14 protein-coding genes and 1 pseudogene are annotated in these 16116 nt (G+C 67.8%); 6 read left to right on the top strand and 9 right to left on the bottom strand.

The window, feature by feature from the left end:
• Window positions 1–7 precede the first annotated feature (7 nt).
• The 6 genes from OGL92_RS19195 (at window position 8) to OGL92_RS19170 (ending at window position 7616) form a co-directional block, all read left to right on the top strand.
• Window positions 8–1384 (top strand): HlyD family efflux transporter periplasmic adaptor subunit, encoded by a 1377-nt coding sequence (locus tag OGL92_RS19195; RefSeq protein ID WP_263146721.1) that lies wholly within the window; start codon window positions 8–10, stop codon window positions 1382–1384.
• A 2-nt stretch (window positions 1385–1386) separates the two neighbouring features.
• The gene (locus OGL92_RS19190) at window positions 1387–3501 is read left to right on the top strand and encodes a hypothetical protein (RefSeq protein ID WP_263146720.1); all 2115 of its coding nucleotides are present in this window, start codon (window positions 1387–1389) and stop codon (window positions 3499–3501) included.
• A 31-nt stretch (window positions 3502–3532) separates the two neighbouring features.
• Window positions 3533–4519 (top strand): tripartite tricarboxylate transporter substrate-binding protein, encoded by a 987-nt coding sequence (locus OGL92_RS19185; protein WP_263146717.1) that lies wholly within the window; start codon window positions 3533–3535, stop codon window positions 4517–4519.
• A 76-nt stretch (window positions 4520–4595) separates the two neighbouring features.
• Window positions 4596–5573 (top strand): tripartite tricarboxylate transporter substrate-binding protein, encoded by a 978-nt coding sequence (locus OGL92_RS19180; protein WP_263146714.1) that lies wholly within the window; start codon window positions 4596–4598, stop codon window positions 5571–5573.
• Window positions 5574–5695: 122 nt separating this feature from the next.
• The gene (locus tag OGL92_RS19175; RefSeq protein ID WP_263146711.1) at window positions 5696–6679 is read left to right on the top strand and encodes a tripartite tricarboxylate transporter substrate-binding protein; all 984 of its coding nucleotides are present in this window, start codon (window positions 5696–5698) and stop codon (window positions 6677–6679) included.
• Between the two features lie 499 nt (window positions 6680–7178).
• Complete coding sequence (locus tag OGL92_RS19170; protein WP_263146708.1) at window positions 7179–7616, top strand: hypothetical protein; 438 nt, start codon at window positions 7179–7181, stop codon at window positions 7614–7616.
• A gap of 153 nt (window positions 7617–7769) precedes the next feature.
• Here the strand turns inward: OGL92_RS19170 and OGL92_RS19165 are convergent, their stop codons facing one another.
• The 9 genes and pseudogenes from OGL92_RS19165 to OGL92_RS19125 form a co-directional block, all read right to left on the bottom strand.
• Window positions 7770–8183 carry a thioredoxin family protein gene (locus OGL92_RS19165; protein WP_263146706.1) on the bottom strand — a complete coding sequence of 138 codons (414 nt, stop codon included), beginning with the start codon at window positions 8181–8183 and terminating at the stop codon, window positions 7770–7772.
• A complete protein-coding gene (locus OGL92_RS19160) occupies window positions 8176–9492 on the bottom strand; it encodes a hypothetical protein (protein ID WP_263146703.1) in 1317 nt (438 codons plus the stop codon). Before OGL92_RS19160 ends, OGL92_RS19165 begins: the two co-directional genes overlap by 8 nt.
• A 492-nt stretch (window positions 9493–9984) precedes the next feature.
• Window positions 9985–11004 carry a hypothetical protein gene (locus tag OGL92_RS19155; protein WP_263146701.1) on the bottom strand — a complete coding sequence of 340 codons (1020 nt, stop codon included), beginning with the start codon at window positions 11002–11004 and terminating at the stop codon, window positions 9985–9987.
• 6 nt (window positions 11005–11010) lie between these two features.
• Entirely contained in the window at window positions 11011–12345 is a 1335-nt protein-coding gene (locus OGL92_RS19150; RefSeq protein WP_263146698.1) for an HNH/endonuclease VII fold toxin-2 domain-containing protein, read from the bottom strand.
• A gap of 3 nt (window positions 12346–12348) precedes the next feature.
• Window positions 12349–12738, bottom strand: a complete 390-nt coding sequence (locus OGL92_RS19145) for a DUF4150 domain-containing protein (protein ID WP_263146695.1) — start codon at window positions 12736–12738, stop codon at window positions 12349–12351.
• A 2-nt stretch (window positions 12739–12740) separates the two neighbouring features.
• A complete protein-coding gene (locus tag OGL92_RS19140) occupies window positions 12741–13772 on the bottom strand; it encodes a hypothetical protein (protein ID WP_263146693.1) in 1032 nt (343 codons plus the stop codon).
• Between the two features lie 2 nt (window positions 13773–13774).
• Complete coding sequence (locus OGL92_RS19135; RefSeq protein WP_263146692.1) at window positions 13775–14881, bottom strand: DUF2169 domain-containing protein; 1107 nt, start codon at window positions 14879–14881, stop codon at window positions 13775–13777.
• Window positions 14882–14890: 9 nt separating this feature from the next.
• Window positions 14891–15415: a DUF6484 domain-containing protein gene (locus OGL92_RS19130; RefSeq protein ID WP_263146690.1), complete on the bottom strand. Its 525-nt coding sequence runs from the start codon at window positions 15413–15415 to the stop codon at window positions 14891–14893.
• Window positions 15405–16116, bottom strand: a pseudogene (locus tag OGL92_RS19125) (type VI secretion system tip protein VgrG); the annotation flags it as partial. The pseudogene OGL92_RS19125 and the gene OGL92_RS19130, both read right to left, overlap by 11 nt.

Here is a 16116-nt window from a genome sequence, read left to right as displayed (position 1 = left end):
CGCCGCGATGAACGTCAACGTGCAACTGCCACCGCTCGCCACCGGCGAGGCGGAGAAGGCGAACGCCGCGGCGATGCGCCTGCTGGCCCTGGAGGCGGAGGTCCGGCAGCAGGCGTCGGAGCAGGCGTTGTGGTTCCACCTGGTCAACGCCGTCAAGGACATCGTGCCCTATGGGCAGGCTCTGGTCTGGCGCCGTTCGCGGCGCGGCGGCGCGTTCCAACTCCGGGCGATCTCCGGCCTGCCGGTCGCGGATCGCCATACGCCCCTGGCGCGCGCGTTGCAGGCCTGGCTCGTCGAACAGGATCGGGCGGCCAGGCTGGGCGTGGCCTGGTCCACCGAACTGCCGGCGCTCGCCAGCGACCCGAGGCAAGTCGCGCTGAACGATTTCCCGCTGCGCCACGCGTTGTGGCTGCCGTTAGCGGACGGACCCGAAACGGCCAGCGCCGGGGCGCTGTTCCTTCGCGGCACCCCCTTCGGCACCCGCGAACAGGCCTTGCTGAAGCGGCTGGGCGATACCTACGGCCACGCCTGGCGCGTCTTTGCCCCGCAACGGCGCTGGTACGAACGCCTGCCGATGTCGAAGAAGAGCCTGGCCGTGGCCGCGGCGCTGCTGGTCGGCGCGGCCCTGATACCGGTGCGGCTGAGCATCATGGCTCCGGTGGAGGTCATCGCCGATCAGCCGTACATCCTCACCGCGCCGATCAACGGAGTGATCAAGAGCCTGTTGGTGGCGCCCAACACCCCGGTGCAGGCCAATCAGCCGCTGGTGCAGTTCGAGGATATCCAGCCACGGAACGAAATGGTCCTCGCCCAGCAGCAGTTGGCGGTGGCCGAAGCGCGCGACAGCCGCACCTCCGCCGCCGCGTTCAAGGACCCGGAGGCGGCCCACGAAATGGCCATCGCCGCGGCCGAGCACGACCTCGCCCGGGTCAGCTACGACTACGCCCTGGAAGTCCTGCAACGCACCCTGGTGCGCAGCCCGATCAACGGACTGGCGGTGTACAGCGACCGGCGCGACTGGGAAGGCCGCTCGGTGATGGTGGGCGAGGAAATCCTCCAGGTCGCCGACCCTTCGCGGGTGACCTACCGCATCGACCTGTCCACCGGCAATGCCATCGAGCTGGCCCAGGGCAACCCGGTCAGCATCTACCTGGAAAGCGCCCCCTTGGGCGGCCTGAAGGCGCAGCTGCAATCGGTCAGCTACACGCCGCACACCACCTCCGCCGGGGTCACCAGCTACACCGTCATCGCCCTGCCCCAGGGCGGCTCGACACCGCGCATCGGCGCCCGCGGCACCGCGCGGGTCTATGGCGACTACGCGCCCCTGGCCTTCCAGTTGCTGCGCCGGCCCATCGCCGTCGTGCGCCAGTACGTCGGGGTCTGACCGTGCTCCGCGACGATGCCCTGTTGCCGCCGCTGCGCCAGGAACTGCGCCTGGAACCGGCCAGCGCCAGCCTGGAGGGCATTCCCCGCTGGCGCCTGTACGACCCGCTGCAACACCGCTTCTTCCTGATCGGCGAGGCCGACGTAGCGCTGCTGTCGCTGTGGCCCTGCGGCAGCATCGGCGCTCTGCGCGCGGCCCTGCACGAGCGCAAGGAACGGCTCGACGAGGAGTCGCTGGACGGCCTGCTGCGTTTCCTCGGCAATCATCACCTGCTGCTTTCCGGCGGCCGCCAGGCCTACCTGCGGCTGGCCGAGCAGACCGAGCGGCTGCGCGGCCAGGGCCTGCGCGGCTGGCTCAACCGGCTGATGGCCTTCCGCATGCCGCTGTGGAACCCCCATGGGCTGATCGAATCCTGCCTGCCGCTGATGCGCGCCATCGGACACCGTGGCTTCGTCACGGCCTGGGCGCTCCTCACCCTGCTGGGCCTGTACCTGACCAGCCGCCAGTGGGACCAGTTCGTCGGCACCTTCAGCGACTTCTTTTCCGCCCAGGGGGTGCTCGCCTACGGATGCGCGCTGATCGGCCTGAAGCTGATCCACGAGCTGGGCCACGCCTACATGGCGGTCATCCGCGGCTGCCGGGTCGGCAGCATGGGCATCTCGATCTTCATGGGCATCCCCATGCTGTACACCGAACTGGGCGACGTGGCCCGGCTCAACGATGCCCGCCAGCGCATGTGGATCGCCGCCGGCGGAGTCATGGCCGAGACCTTCGTCGCCGGCCTGGCGACCCTCGCCTGGGCGGTGTTTCCCGAAGGCACGGTACGCAGCGTGGCGTTCGTCATCGCCACCACCAGTTGGCTGACCAGCCTGCTGATCAACCTCAACCCGCTGTCGCGCTTCGACGGCTATTACTTCCTCAGCGACGCGCTGAAGCTGGAGAACCTGCAACCGCGCGCCCTGGCCTACGGCCAATGGCTGCTCGGCCGCCTGCTGCTGGGCCCGGTGGAGCCGCCGCCGGAACCCGCCTCGCGGGGCCGCGCGGCCTTCTTCCTGGCCTATGGCACCCTGGTCTGGCTGTACCAGATCGTCCTCAGTTGCAGCATCGCCTGGTTCGCCTACCGCTCCCTGTTCAAGACCGCCGGGGTGCTGCTGCTCGGCTACGCCCTCTGGCAGTACGTGGGCCGCCGCATCCTGCGCGTGGTCCAGCATGGGTGGTCGCTGCGCCAGGGCATCGGGGGCCGGCGACGGATGGGCCTGGCGCTGTCGGCGCTGGTGCTGCTGGGGCTGTTCCTGCTGCCGCTGGACCGGCACGTCAGCGTGCCGGCCATGCTCGGGTGGCAATACGAAACCCCGATCCAGGCACCGGAAAACGCCCGTATCGAGGAAATCCTCGTCCAGCCCGACACCTTCGTGCGCAAGGGCCAATTGCTGATGCGCTTCCATTCCCCCGAGCTGGAAAGCAAGCGGGCCACCGCGCAACTGAACCTGACCATCGCCCGCGAGCGGCTCGACCGCATCGGCGGCGACGTCAAGGACCGCGCCGAGACCATCGTGCTGCGCCAGCAGCACTTGCAGGCCCGCGCCGATCTCGACGGCCTCGCCGCCCGCGCGGCGATGCTGCAATGGCGGGCGCCGGACGACGGCTTGCTGGTGGACATGCCGGTCAACCTGCAGGTCGGCCAATGGGTACGCCCCAACACCACCCTGGGTCGCCTGCTGCATGGCCGGCAACGCGACGCCTTCGGCTTCGTCAGCGAAAAGGACCTGTGGCGCCTGCAGATCGGCGCCCAGGGGGTGTTCCTCGCCGACGAACCCAGCCTGCCGAAATACCCGGTGGCCCTGGTCGCGGTGGAACACAGCGCCAGCGAATTCATCACCCCCGACAGCCTCGCCTCGCGCTACAGCGGGCCGATCGCCACCCAGGCCAACGACGACGGCAAATCGGTGCCGGTGGTCGCCCAGCACCGGGTCAACTTCAGCGTCGACGAGCAGCCCGTCGAGGGCCTGCCGCAGGCGATACGCGGCGAAATCCAGCTTTCGGCCACCGCACAGAGCCTGGCCGTGCAAACACTCTCGCGCATCTGGCAATTGCTGGTCGCCGAACTGCGGGAGTAATCATGGCCCACTTCCATCCAGGTGACCGAACATGATCGACCGCAGAACTTTTCTCAGGGGGGCGGGCACCTTGCTGATCGCCAGCGGCTTGCCCTCCGCGCGCGCCGCAGACCAGGGACCGAAGAAGGGACGCCTGTTGTTCGGCTATCCGCCCGGCGCCACCGGCACCCAACTGGCCCAGGGTTGCCTGCCGGTACTGGCGGGCCTGGGCATGGACTATCGACTGGAGAACATCGACGCGCGCAATACCCGCGAGGCCAGCGAGCAGGTCAAGAACGGGCCGCCGGACGGAAGCGTGCTGCTACAGGCGCAATCCACCTCCATGTGCCTGTTGCCGAATGTCTACAACTCGCTGGGCTACGACCCGCTGAAGGATTTCTCGCCCCTGGCGACCCTGGGCGAGTTCGCCCTGTCGCTGACGGTCGGCGCCCTGGTGCCCACCAACATCGCCACGGTGGCCCAGTACCTGGCGTGGCTATCGGACAACCCCGACTTCCGCGACGTGGGCTTTTCCATCTATGGCTCCCAGGGCCACCTCTCCACCCTCATCCTCGCGCGCTCCAAGGGGGTGACTGTCCGTGCCCAGCCCTACAGGGGCTCGGCCATGATGATCAACGACCTGTTGAACGGCACCCTGGCGGCCGGCTTCACCGCCGCCGGCAACGGCAACGCCTCGCTCTGGACCGGCGGCAAGCTGCGCTCCCTGGGTGTGACCACGGCGAAACGCGTGGCGTATTGGCCGGGCATTCCCACCCTGCTGGAACAGGGCGTCACCGACATGGACATCAACGCCTGGTTCGCCTGGTACGCCCCGGCGGCGACACCCGCCGAGGTCACGGGAGGACTGCGGCAGAAGCTCGCCGCCTTGCAGACGAGCCCGCAGTTCGCCACGTTGCAGAAACAGCTGTTGCTGACGCCGCTGGTGCTGACCCCGGAACAGATCGACCAACGCACCCGCGAAGAGATCGCCCATTACGGGCAGTTGGTGAAGACCTACGACCTGAACAAGCTCGAATGACGGCAGCCGTCGTCGACGCGAACACATGGCTTGACCAAGGAAAACGGCGGAAGCGCCTTTGCAAGGAGGGCATCGTATGATCGATCGCAGAACGTTCCTCTACCGTACCGGCGCCCTGGCGCTTGGCGCGAGCCTGACGCCCCTGTTGCGCGCCCAGCCGAAAACCGGGCGCCTGGTGTTCGGCATTCCCGCGGGCGCCATCGGCAACGAGCTGGCCGATGGCGCGCTGGAAATCCTCTCCAGCCGCTTCGACATGGACTATCGACTGGAAATCGTCGCCGATCGCAACACCCTGGAGGCCTCGGAGCGGGTCAAGGCGGCCCCGGCCGACGGCACCACCCTGCTCCAGGTCCAGTCGAGTTCGATGGTGCTGTTCCCGAGCATGTACCGCTCGCTGGCCTACGACCCGCTCAAGGACTTCACGCCCCTGGCGCTGATGGGCGACTACGTCTACACACTGACCCTCGGCCCCGCGGTGCCCGCCAGCGTCACCACCCTCGAAGGCTACCTTGGCTGGGTCGAGCAAAACCCGGAATTCCGCGATATCGGCTACTCCCTGTATGGCTCCCAGGGCCACCTGGCCGCCCTGGTGCTGATGCATAGCAAGGCTTATGGCTTGATGCCGCAGGCCTACAAGGCGGTCAAAGCCATGGTGGCGGACATGCGCAACCAGACCCTGGCCGCCTGCATCATGGTGGCCGGCAACAATGCCGTGCTGGGTGGCAACGGCCTTCGCCCCATCGCGGTGACCGGCAGCCAGCGGCAGGACATCTGGCCCGATATCCCCACCTTCCTCGAGGCGGGCCTGGCCGATCTGAACATCGCCGGGTGGTATGGCTGGTTCGCGCCCGCCGGCCTGCCGGCGGCTACCGCTCAAGCCCTGCGCGAGAAGATCAAGGGCATGCAGGCCACCGCGGAGTTCAAGGACCTGCAGAAACGCCTGTTGCTGAACCCGGTCTCGCTGGAGCCGGAGCAGATCCAGGAGCGCATGCGCCAGGAAATGTCCACCTACGGCAAGCTGATGCACGGCTACGGCCTCAAACCGATCGACTGAACGCCCAGCGCAGCGAGGCACGCGCGTCCGAGCGCGCCGTCCGCAGCCACCGGCAAGGCCAGCCCCCGCCACGGATGTCGCGCACGAGGGGCAAGCCGCCACCGACACGCAAGGAGCACGTTATGTACGATCGCAGATCCTTTCTATGCCACACCGCCCTGCTCGCCCTGGGCGCCGCGCTTCCCGGCGCCTTGCGGGCGCAAACCCCGACCGCGCCCGGCCGCTTGCTCTACGGCCTGCCGGCCGGGGCGACCGGTCACAAGCTGGCGAGCGGCGCCCTGGAGATCCTGTCCAAACAACTCAACACCGAGTACCAGCTGGAAATCCACGAGGCCCGCAACAGCCAGGAAGCCTCGGAGACCGTCAAGGGCGCGCCGGCGGATGGCGGCACCCTGCTCCAGGTGCAGTCAGGCTCCATGGTGATGCACCCCAACGTTTACAGTTCACTCAACTACGATCCGCTCGAAGACTTCACGCCCCTGGCGCTGCTGGGGGATTTTCCCTACTCCCTGACCCTTGGGCCCGCGGTGCCGGTCAGCGTGGTCACCCTCAAGCATTACCTCGACTGGGTCGCGGAAAACCCCGAGTACCGCGATATCGGCTTCTCGCTGCATGGTTCCCAGGCCCACCTGGTGAGCCTGGTCCTGGCGCGCAACAAGGAAATCGCGTTGCGACCGCAGCCCTACAAGGCGGTCAAGCCGCTGATGCACGACCTGCAGACCAAGAGCCTGGCCGCCGCCATCACCGTCGCGGGCAATAACGCGTTGCTGGGCGGCGGGCAACTGCGCTCGCTGGCGGTGACCGGCGGCCAGCGGATCAAGGGCTGGCCGAGCACGCCGACCTTCGCCGAGGAAGGCGTGAACGACATGGACATCATCGGCTGGTACGGCTGGTTCGCGCCCGCCCGCCTGCCCGATGCCACCGCCAAGGACCTGCGCGCGAAGATCAACGCGATGCAGGCCACCGCCGAATTCGCCCGCCTGCAACAGGACCTGCTGCTGAACCAGGTCAGCCTGGAGCCGCCAGACATCCGCGAACGCATGCGCCGGGAAATCGCCATCTACGGCAAGATGGTGCGGACCTATGGCATCAGCCAGATCGGTTGAGCGGCACGGCCGGCCAGACGGCGGTGGACACGAACGCCTGAGCGAACCGACCGCCCGCAGGGGTGGACCGGAGAGTCGAAAGCCTGGGAAGGCTCGCGTCGCCCGCCGAAGGCCCAGCGCTTGTTCGCCGCGCGAAGCCTGGAACGAGCGCCGCGACGCCGACCGGAGCGATTCGCGAACCTCGCGGATCGTCCGCTTGCCGGTGGAAGGGACCGAACGCCGTCGGAGGCCCGCACGGGCCAGGGGCCGGGAATATGGGCTCCACCGACGCAGCCGAATGCCGTTTTTCGGCCCAGTCTGTTTCCGGCCCTCGCGAACACGACTTCCGGTCGAGCACGCCACGCTCGCCACGCTTGTGTACCCTGGCGGGCCGCAGTTCGCAGACGGACGGCAGGGGCCAGAAAACCGGGCACGCCCGGAAGTCCCTGTGCACCGGATCGCGAGGCCGCGTTCGATTCGCCCCATGGCATCGACTCATTCCCGACAGGAACCCAAGACAATGTTGAAGACACTCAATCGGCTGGCACTCATCCTCGGTATTCTGCTGACGGCGCCGGCCTTCGCCGCCGAAAGCCCGCGTCCTCCGATCGGCAACCAGGTGATCGCCTACAGCGGCCAGCAGGGGCTCAAGGTCTGGACGCTGCGCGTCGACGAGCGCTCGGCCAACCAGGCGCTGGTACAGATCGGCGGCATCGACCACGACTGGAACATGCGCATCCAGAAAATGGCCGTGGAGAAAACCGCGAAAGACGTTCGCTACTCGACGGACGTGGACGGCCAGCCATTCGTCGTGCTGATCCTGCGCGGCAACCACGGTGAACTGCACCTGCCGGGGGAAAGCCAGGAACTGCCGCTCGGCTACGACGACGCGCTGTCCCAGGCCGGCAATCCCGAGCACTTCCTCACCGACTACCTGCAGCAATCCGCGGCCGAGTGAACCCTGAACCGCGTCCCGAGCGGCTGAGTTCCGGGAGCGGCTGGATCGTTTCGGGAGAAGCCACCGTCCCCGCGAGGGCGGTGGCACGGATACTCGGGAGGGCGACTCGCGGACATCCTGCCGCCGGGCGCGAAACCGGTCGCTTGCGCCGGTTCAGGAGGCCCAGTCGGCCCGACTCAGGCGGGCTCCGACATCCACCGGCGGAGCGATCTCGAGGCTGTGCAGCGTGATTTCCAGCTCGGCGCTGTCCTCGGTGGGCGTCAGCAGCACCTGGGCGTAGCGCAACAATCCGCCCTGGTAAACCCAGACCAGCGGAAGCGTTTCCGGGAAGAAATCGCCCAGCAGCTCCGCATGCTCTTCCAGGTTCAGCCATAGCCAGTGCTCGCGCGGGTTGCCGGTCTCGGCTGCGCGCGCCTGGAACAGCGGCTTGAAGGTCTGGCACAGGCCGCACCATTCGGCGCCCAGGCCGATGGTGACCCTGTGCTGCGGGTCCGCGAGGTAACGGGCGAGGCGCTCGGCGTCGTCCCAGGGGTCCAGCAGCGGTACCGGGGTCGGGTTCTCAGGCATCGAACGACTGCTCCAGGGCGGCCCATTGCTGGCGGGCCGGTTGGCGAAGATTGATGAAGGTATCCGGGTGCGCCCGGCGCCAGTGGGCCGCGGCCAGGTGCCGTTGCCGCTGGCAACCCTCGCGCAGCCAACGGATGCGCCAGTCCGGCGCGGCCGGCGGTTCGCTGCCGTCCACCGCCTGGCCCGCCACCCGGCGTTGGCCCGGCGGGAAATGGCCCTGGCTGTTCGCCCACCAGCTCCTGGCCTGGGCGACATCGGGATAGGGCAAGCCGGCGAAGGCACCGGAGAGCACCTCGTGCGGCGTCCGCACACCCGCCACCCATTCGCTGGGAACGCCGGTCAGGGTCTGCAACGCCCAGAGCGCGCCCTGCGCCATGGCCGGATCGTCCATCGCCTCGAGCAGCAGCGGTACGTAGGCGCAATCGCCGTGCCAGGCGATGAAATCCAGCGTCAGCAACCGTGGAAGCCCTTGCACCAGGCCAGGGACCTGGGGGTGACCCGGCGGCAGGTGCAGCGCCGCTTGGAGCAGCCAGCGCCGCGCCCGGCGCTCCAGGGGACGCTTGTCGACACCCTGGGCTTCACCGAGCTGGCGCACGGCATCGCCCACGGCTTCGAGCAGGACCGGCAAGGCACGGTGTAGTTCCTGGCCCCGCAGCGACAGGCTACAGGCGGCCTCGCCGCGCATCCGCGGGTCCGCCTCGGCCAAGCCGTTGCGGAGCACCTCGATATCCGCCGGCGAGCCACCCGGCAGCGCCAGCGCCCGGTAGCCCGCCAAGCGCAGCGCCGCGGTCTCGGCACGGCAGGCTTCCAGCGCGATCGCCTGCCGCGGCCAGCCGCAACAGGCCGCGGCGCGCAGTGCGATGGCCTTCAACAGGGGGACCTTGTCCTGCGCCATCCAGTGCTCGATCCAGGGCGTGGGCAGGGTGCCCGGTCGGCTGGCGTACCAGGCCAGCGCCGACACCAGCCCGCGCGCCAGGCGCTGGGGATGGCCTTCGATCACCGGCCACAGCGCCTGCAAGCGCGTGCCGTCGGGATGCAGCAGGCCGATGCTGGCGCAGACGAAAGCCTCCCCGGCCCCACCCCAGCGCTCTAAGGCGCGCCAGGCTTCGTCCCAGCCCTGGTCCGCGGCCACGGCCACACCATCCAGATGAGCCTGCAACAGGCGGTCGAAGTGCTGCAACCGGGCCAGGTCGACATGGGGCGATTGCAACGACCTGTCCCGTTGCTCCCAGTAGAACGCCGCGTCCTCCACATGCCGCCGCAACAGGGGCAGGATCGGCTGTACATCCATACGCAAGGCGTTGATCACTGTCGTTTCTCTCGGAAAACCTTATTCACCCTATTCCCAGCTCCCCTCGCGCCCGTCGCCAAAGGCCATGGCCGATCCCCCGGACAGCGGGCTCGTCGACGACGCAGAAGGGTTCGGCGCCGGACGCTTCCGCCGGGCGCAGGCGTGAGGCGGGGCAGTCCCTTTCGGGTGGCAAGAAGACCCAGGCTCATCCGTTCTGCTTCGCCGGCCAGGACGCGCTCGCCGTCGCGAAGGTGAAGGTCGTCGGGATACGGCATTGCCGGGCCGAAGCGTCGCGCACCGCTCGACGGCCGGTTGCGCTCGCGCAGACATGGCCCGGCATGGCGGAAGCGTTCACTGCCCTTCCCCACGGCCGAACGGAGCGCGACGGAAACCACTTCGCCATGCCCCACGGGGCGCCGCGTCTGTCGATCCGGCGCCTGGGTCGCCCAGCCGGGGCCGGCCTCACCGGCCCGGCTGGCGAAAAGAGGCGGAAATCGGCCGCATCATCGCTCATCCCTGCGCCGCCTGGACCTGCTCCTCCATTTGCAACGCATCGAATATGTGCACCCACTGCTCGCCGTCGTGATACGCGGCGCCGTTGGTGCCAGCCATCAACAGGATTCCATCGGCCACCGAGAGATTCCCCGCGCAGACCGCGATCTCGGCCGGGAGATCGGGCTTGATCACGCTGCCCTCATCGATCCACCACAACCCATAATCGTTGCCGCACCAGACCTTGCCGGCGTGCCAGACCATGTCGTTGAAGGGTAACGACAGGTCGCCCTTGTGCAGCAGGGTCCAGCGATTGTCGCGGCCCTTGAACACCGTGCCCGATTGCGCGCCTATGTAGACGGAGCCGTCCCCCGCGCAGCAGATCGATTCCAGATACATGTTCGAAGGGAAAGCCACGGCTTGCCAGGAGGAGCCGTCGTAGTGCCAGAGGTTGCCCTGCCCGGCGACCGCGTACAGATCGTCCGCGGCGAAGCCATCGATGTCCTTGAAGTTCATCGAGGTCATGGCCTCCTTGAACGTTTCCTTGTCCTTGGGCACCGGTAGATTGGCGCAGAGGTTCTCCCAGCTGTTCCTGCCGCTCCTTCTGCAGACCGAATGAAACCCGCCGACCAGGTACAGGGACTCCTGGATCAGGCGCAGGCGCGTCACATCCCCGCGCAGCGGACCCGCCTTGTCCTCGGGGATCTTCTGCTCGGCGCCCGCGGCTCCCCCGCCGACCACGTAGACATCGCCATCGGCGTCCACGCCGACGAACTGTTCGAGGGGTTGCAGGGAAACCCCGGCGTGGAGGCGCGCATAACCCTTCAGGTTCTGGCGGCTCCAGCGCTTTTCCATGGGCTCGTCGAGGAAACACACGATGATCCGCTTGTCGACGGTTCGTTGCTGAGTGGGCCCCGCCGCCGCGGCCTGGGCCTCGTGACTGGCCACGAAATAGAGGATGTTCCGGTTCCGCACGACGCAATCGGTGAGGGTGAAACCGTAAAAGCAACTTTCATACATCTCGCGTTCTATCAACATGCGAACCTACCTATCCGAAATGGTCACATCGCCGTCGGGCTTGGAGTCTTTGGGTGCGCGCTCCGCCCCGGACGCGCCGGACACCGCCGGCATCGGCTTGAGACACTTGCTCTTGTAATACGCGTCGAGCTGGGCCTTGAGGCAATCGGGATCGCAGCGGGACTCGGGGAAGGTCTCCCTGACGCTGTCGACGCCGTAGTCCCTGGCGTCCTCGTAATCCACCTTGTCGCTCGCCCCCAGGCCGAAGAGCCCGCCCTTGCGGTGCTTGTCTATCTTGCCTTCCAGGGTGTCGTGGATCTTCTTGTGGCTGCCGTTGCCGTTAGTCGCACCCTCCACGCAGATGGTGGGCGCCCCGCTGGTGGAATAACCGCTGCAACCGTTCTTCGCCATTTCATCGGGTATCACGTGGTGACCCGTCTGCCCGGGGCAGCACCCGTGGCCGGCCATGCTGGCCTTGGAACTGGTTTCCGAATACTTCACCAGCAAACAGCGCCGCGCCCGCGTGCATTCGTTGAGACGCGACAGAATGCCCATGCCGGTCGCCATCATTTCGGTCGGGGTCTTGCTGGTCTTGGCCAGGTCGCTCAGTTCGCTCTTCGCCTTGTTGAAGACCTCCAGCATGGCCTGGACGCCGTCGATCGACTTGTAGGCGCCGTAGCCGGCCTTGGCGGCATCGTAGCCCGAGACGAGCGCATCGCCGGCGTTCCACACGGTGGCTATCGCCTCCGTCGGCGCGGCCCCCACGCCACCGGCCGCCGCGCCGGCCAGGCCGGCGGTCCAGCGTACCCCGGACCTCACCGCCAGCTTGCCGGCCTTATCCTTGGCCATCTCCACCGCTTTATCCTTGGCCTCCTCCTTCAGCTTCTCGACCATCGGTTCGAGGGTCTTCTTGATCGCGCCGTCCAGATCGTTGGAAACCGAGTCCAGCATGTCGTTGAACTCTTTGAGTTCGTCCTTGAAGGAGCGGTTATCGGGCTTGATCCACAGGCCATCGCAGTGCGACATCATCCAGGCGTTATCGCCGTCGACCTTCGGCGAGTGCTTGCTCATCACCTTCTGCTTGAAGTTGTCGATCTTCTGCATCAGCGCGGGGCTGATGACCTTCCTCAGGGCCGGCTGCTTGCCCGTCTCGGGCGTGTCGGATTCCTGCTTGCAGGCCTTGTCGATCGTCTCGAAGTTCTTGTGGCAGGCCTTCTTCACGGCGGGCGTATCGATGTAGTAGGCCGTGGGGGTATTGGGCGGCGTCTTCGCCGCGGCGGGTGTCGTCGCGTTCGCCGAAGGCTGGGCGCTGGACGACCCATTATCGTGGCTGGTCTTGGCTCTCTTCGCAGGCCGTCCCATAACTCACCCGTGGTTGTGCGTCATCGGATCGGTATGCCGGCAGACGTTGAGGCCTTCCACCTTCACGTCCGGCGACCAGTTCACGAAATAAGCCTTGCCGGTGATGACGTGACTGACCAGGCCCATGCCCAACTGGCGGGTGGCCGGCTCGTTGCCGGTGCTGTTGGCCAGGTAGGAGACGTCCTTGAGCGCGACGGGCGTACCGCACACGAACACGGTCGAGGAACCGTTGCGCAGATTCCGGGCGAACGCGGTATTGGTGTAGGGCACCAGGGTCGGCCCGGTGCCCGGCGGTGGCGGGCTCCAGCACGGGTCGGGAAAGGCCGCGGCGGACACGCCGTCGGCGGCCCGGGAGCAGAATTCGTTGTCGTTGGCGTAAACGTGGGTTTCCATGGTCAAGCCTCTCCTCGGGGATGGCGGGCCAGTGCGATCACGCTGCGCGTGCCTTCATCGTTGGCCAGGTGGGCGATGGCATGCTGCCCGGGCGCGTCCGGGGCGGTCAGCGAACGGCTGGCCCAGGCCAGCATCATCGGCCCCATGGCCGCGCCCACTTCGCCTACGCAGTCCGCGGTGGTGATCACATCCAGGGCGTTCAGCCCCTCCAGGCTCACGCGGGTGAACGCATGGCTGGCCTCGCGGGCGAAAAAGCTCTCGCCATTCTGGTCGGAAAACCGCAGCGTCCAGGTGTCCGGCGGAGCGGAGGCTTCGTCCAGCGCCTGGCGCAAGGCCTGGCTCAGGCCCCGCGCGCGGCTGGGAACGCTGCCATCGGGGCGCCCCGGCTCATCCGCGACGCCCACGCCGCATACGGCCAGGCAGGCGTCCAGCGGCGTCGCCGACAGCGCCAGCGCCGCGGCGGCCTCGCCGGGAATGAAACCGTCCGAGTTGCCCGGCACCAGCAGGCGCCGAGCGGTCAGGTAGTGATTGATGGTGGCCGCGTCCAGGTAGCTGTCCACGCCCACGATCAGCACGTGCCGCGCCTGCCCCTCGGCCAACCAGGCCCGCGCGGCCTGCAGCGCCGGCCCCAGCCCCGCGCGGCCCTTGGCGACGATGCGCGAGCGCGGGTCGAAACGCACACCCATGGCCTGCTCCAGGCGGGCGAAGATGTCCCGGTAGCGATCGTCATGGGTGTGCGGACGCTCGCGTTCGGCGGCCAGCAGGAGCACCGGCGTGTGGGCGAGCTCCAGATCCGCCGCCTCCTGCAGGCATTCGCTCAGCGCCAGGGAAGCCCAGTGGGCCAGGCGCTCGTTGCCCCAGCGCTCGATATCGGGCAGCCGGGCCACCCGCACGGGGTCGCCCGCGTGGGTGAAGAACTCGCTTTCCTGGAAGTGATCCATGCCCGCGCGCAAGGCACAGTCCGCGGCGGCCAGGCTCATGCCCACCGCGCAACAGACGCCGGCGGACGTGATGAAGATCGGGGGTTGCGCCATGCTCAGGCCACCTTGTCCGGGGCCGAGCCGCAGGTCGCGCAGCCCTCGATGCCCAAGGCCTTTCCCTGCCACCAGGCGGGATCGACCGGGCCGATCGCCACGCAGTCGAACTCCTGCAAGCGCCGCAGGATGGGCGTGCTGGTGCGCCACACGGCCGAGAAGCGATCCTGCTCGGTCTCGAAGAAAAGGGTATCCACCGGCGCTTCCTGGGTGATCACCCGGTAATCCTTGCGCAGGATGCGCACGGTGGTCAGCGGGCGGAACAGCGGCAAATGGAACGCCGTCCTCGGCCGCCCCGCGCGCAGGTTGAGCAAGACCACTTCCTCGCCCCCTTGGGGGTAGGCCATCTGCTGATCCTCCGGCACCGTCTGGTGGAAGCGCTCGTCGAAGTCTTCGGGAAGAAACGGAAACACCTCGCGCTGCCAGTGGGCGTCGTAGGTGCCGGCATGGCGCACGCGCTGCGCCCAATGCCGGCCCAGCGGGCCCAGGGCCATCGGGCGGTAGGCGCCGTCGGGACGCCGGATCGGCTCCTCGCAGGCCTCGAGGCGCGGCGCGGCGGTATCGGCGACTTGCCCGAGCGTGGCGTCGCCGGCCCAGCCGATGCCGCAGGGGTTGTCCAGGTAAGTCTCGCTCAGCGCTTCGCCATCGGCCTCGCGGTAATCCCGCGCGCCGCCGAAGGCCTGGGCGTAATCCAGCGGGCATTCCAGGAACGGCGCCGCCTCGTCGATGGCCCAGGTGCCGGGGCCCCTTTTCCAGGTACGCGGCCCGTGTACCCGGATCGTCTTGGACAGCGCGCCGACCCGGAACCCCACGTCCAGCTGACGCACCGGCTCACCGTGGGGAGCATGGGCGTGGGCATCGAACAGAACGTCGCAACGGGGTTTGAAGCGCGCGAAGTCGCTGCCATAGCGCATCGCGGACAGCCCCGGCTCGCCCTTGTAGCGATCGTCGAAACTCAGCGGCTGGGGCGGCAACGGCCGCGCGCGCTGCCCTGGCTCGGGGATGCGCCAGGTGGCCTTGGCCACCACCACCAGATGCTCGCGCCCGGTGGCGTCCAGGCAGGTGGTGATCGAGGCGTTCAGGTGCTTGCTGCCCACGAAGACGTCCATGTGCCGGCCTCAGTTGATCTGCACGGAACCGCCGCGGATGCGTTGCGAAGCGCTGGCATGGCTGGTGATGTAGCCCCCGCGCAGTTGCACGTGGCCATCGGCGCTGAGCAGGATCACCGCCTCGCCGCAACGCAGCTCGAGTTCGGTGGCGGCTTCGATGATCAGCCGCCCGCCTTCGCGGCGGACCTCCGCCTGGTCGCCGAGCACCTCGGCCGGGGCGACCGGCGAGGTCAGCATGAGGCCGAGGATGATCGGTCTTTGCGGGTCCGCCGCCTCGAAGCCGAGGGCGATGGCTTGGCCGATGTGCTCGCGGCCCAGCATCGCCAGGCTCGGAGCCGCCACCCCGTGCAGGCCGAACGCGTCGATGTCCACCCGTGCGCGGCCCTGGGCATCGAGGTCCTGCAACCGGCCGATGACGATACCCTCCGCCCGCTCGGGCGGCCGTGGCGGGTTACCGGAACGCCGCAGCAGGTTGTCGAGTTCGCTGCCGTCCCGCGGGGTGCCGGTAGCCTCGAGTCGACCGTCAGTTTTCAAGGATTTTGTTTCCCTTCATGGTGATGTTGCCATCGGCCTTGAGCGACTGGTCGCCGGTGGTGTTCACGATCAGGTCGTGCCCGTTGACCGTGACGGTGCCGTCGCTCTTCATCACCAGGCGCGACTGGCCGACCTTGAGGGTGATGCTGTCGCCATCCATGGTGATACTCGAGCCGCCCTTGCCCCCGGACAGGGCCTTCGACGCGCCCTTGGCGATGCCGCCGCCGACCGCGAGGCTGTAGGTGCTGCCGACCTGGGTGCTCTGGCTGACGCCAACCAGGGTGTGCATCGTCAGGCCGATGTTGCGGCTGTAGACGGTGCCGATGTTCATCATCTTGGCTAAGCCGACGTTCTGCATGTAGGCCAGGTTGACGGTTTCCGTCTTGTAGCGCCCGACGTTGATCGACCAGCTCTTGCCGATCTTGTCGGTCTCGTTCAGGTCGACCTTTTTCGTGCGGTTCTTATGGATGGTGATCTTCTCATTGCCGTCCACTTCCTCGGTACGGTTGCCATGCACCGTGACGGTCTCATGGCGGTCGATGGTCTTGCTGCGGTCGTTGCCCACCCAGTGGGTCTCGTCGTGCTCGACCTCGATGTCCTGGTTCTTCTCGGCGTGGATCCACAACTGCTCCTCGCCCTTCTTGTCCTCGAAGCGCAGGGCGTTGGCGTTGTCGTAGCCGCCGCCCTGGCTGGAACGGGTG

The sequence above is a fragment of the Pseudomonas sp. RIT-PI-AD genome, assembly GCF_025642785.1.
Taxonomy (GTDB): domain Bacteria; phylum Pseudomonadota; class Gammaproteobacteria; order Pseudomonadales; family Pseudomonadaceae; genus Pseudomonas_T.
The sequence above is the reverse complement of the archived record's forward strand: the minus strand, read 5'-3'. Positions and strand labels throughout refer to the sequence as shown.

Excerpts from the sequence above, each read along its gene's own strand:
- OGL92_RS19145 (WP_263146695.1), bottom strand. The coding sequence starts at position 12,738 with ATGGAAACCCACGTTTACGCCAACGACAACGAATTCTGCTCCCGGGCC.
- OGL92_RS19175 (WP_263146711.1), top strand. The coding sequence starts at position 5,696 with ATGTACGATCGCAGATCCTTTCTATGCCACACCGCCCTGCTCGCCCTG.
- OGL92_RS19165 (WP_263146706.1), bottom strand. The coding sequence starts at position 8,183 with ATGCCTGAGAACCCGACCCCGGTACCGCTGCTGGACCCCTGGGACGAC.
- OGL92_RS19185 (WP_263146717.1), top strand. The coding sequence starts at position 3,533 with ATGATCGACCGCAGAACTTTTCTCAGGGGGGCGGGCACCTTGCTGATC.
- OGL92_RS19140 (WP_263146693.1), bottom strand. The coding sequence starts at position 13,772 with ATGGCGCAACCCCCGATCTTCATCACGTCCGCCGGCGTCTGTTGCGCG.
- OGL92_RS19150 (WP_263146698.1), bottom strand. The coding sequence starts at position 12,345 with ATGGGACGGCCTGCGAAGAGAGCCAAGACCAGCCACGATAATGGGTCG.
- OGL92_RS19170 (WP_263146708.1), top strand. The coding sequence starts at position 7,179 with ATGTTGAAGACACTCAATCGGCTGGCACTCATCCTCGGTATTCTGCTG.
- OGL92_RS19180 (WP_263146714.1), top strand. The coding sequence starts at position 4,596 with ATGATCGATCGCAGAACGTTCCTCTACCGTACCGGCGCCCTGGCGCTT.
- OGL92_RS19195 (WP_263146721.1), top strand. The coding sequence starts at position 8 with ATGAACGTCAACGTGCAACTGCCACCGCTCGCCACCGGCGAGGCGGAG.
- OGL92_RS19155 (WP_263146701.1), bottom strand. The coding sequence starts at position 11,004 with ATGTTGATAGAACGCGAGATGTATGAAAGTTGCTTTTACGGTTTCACC.
- OGL92_RS19135 (WP_263146692.1), bottom strand. The coding sequence starts at position 14,881 with ATGGACGTCTTCGTGGGCAGCAAGCACCTGAACGCCTCGATCACCACC.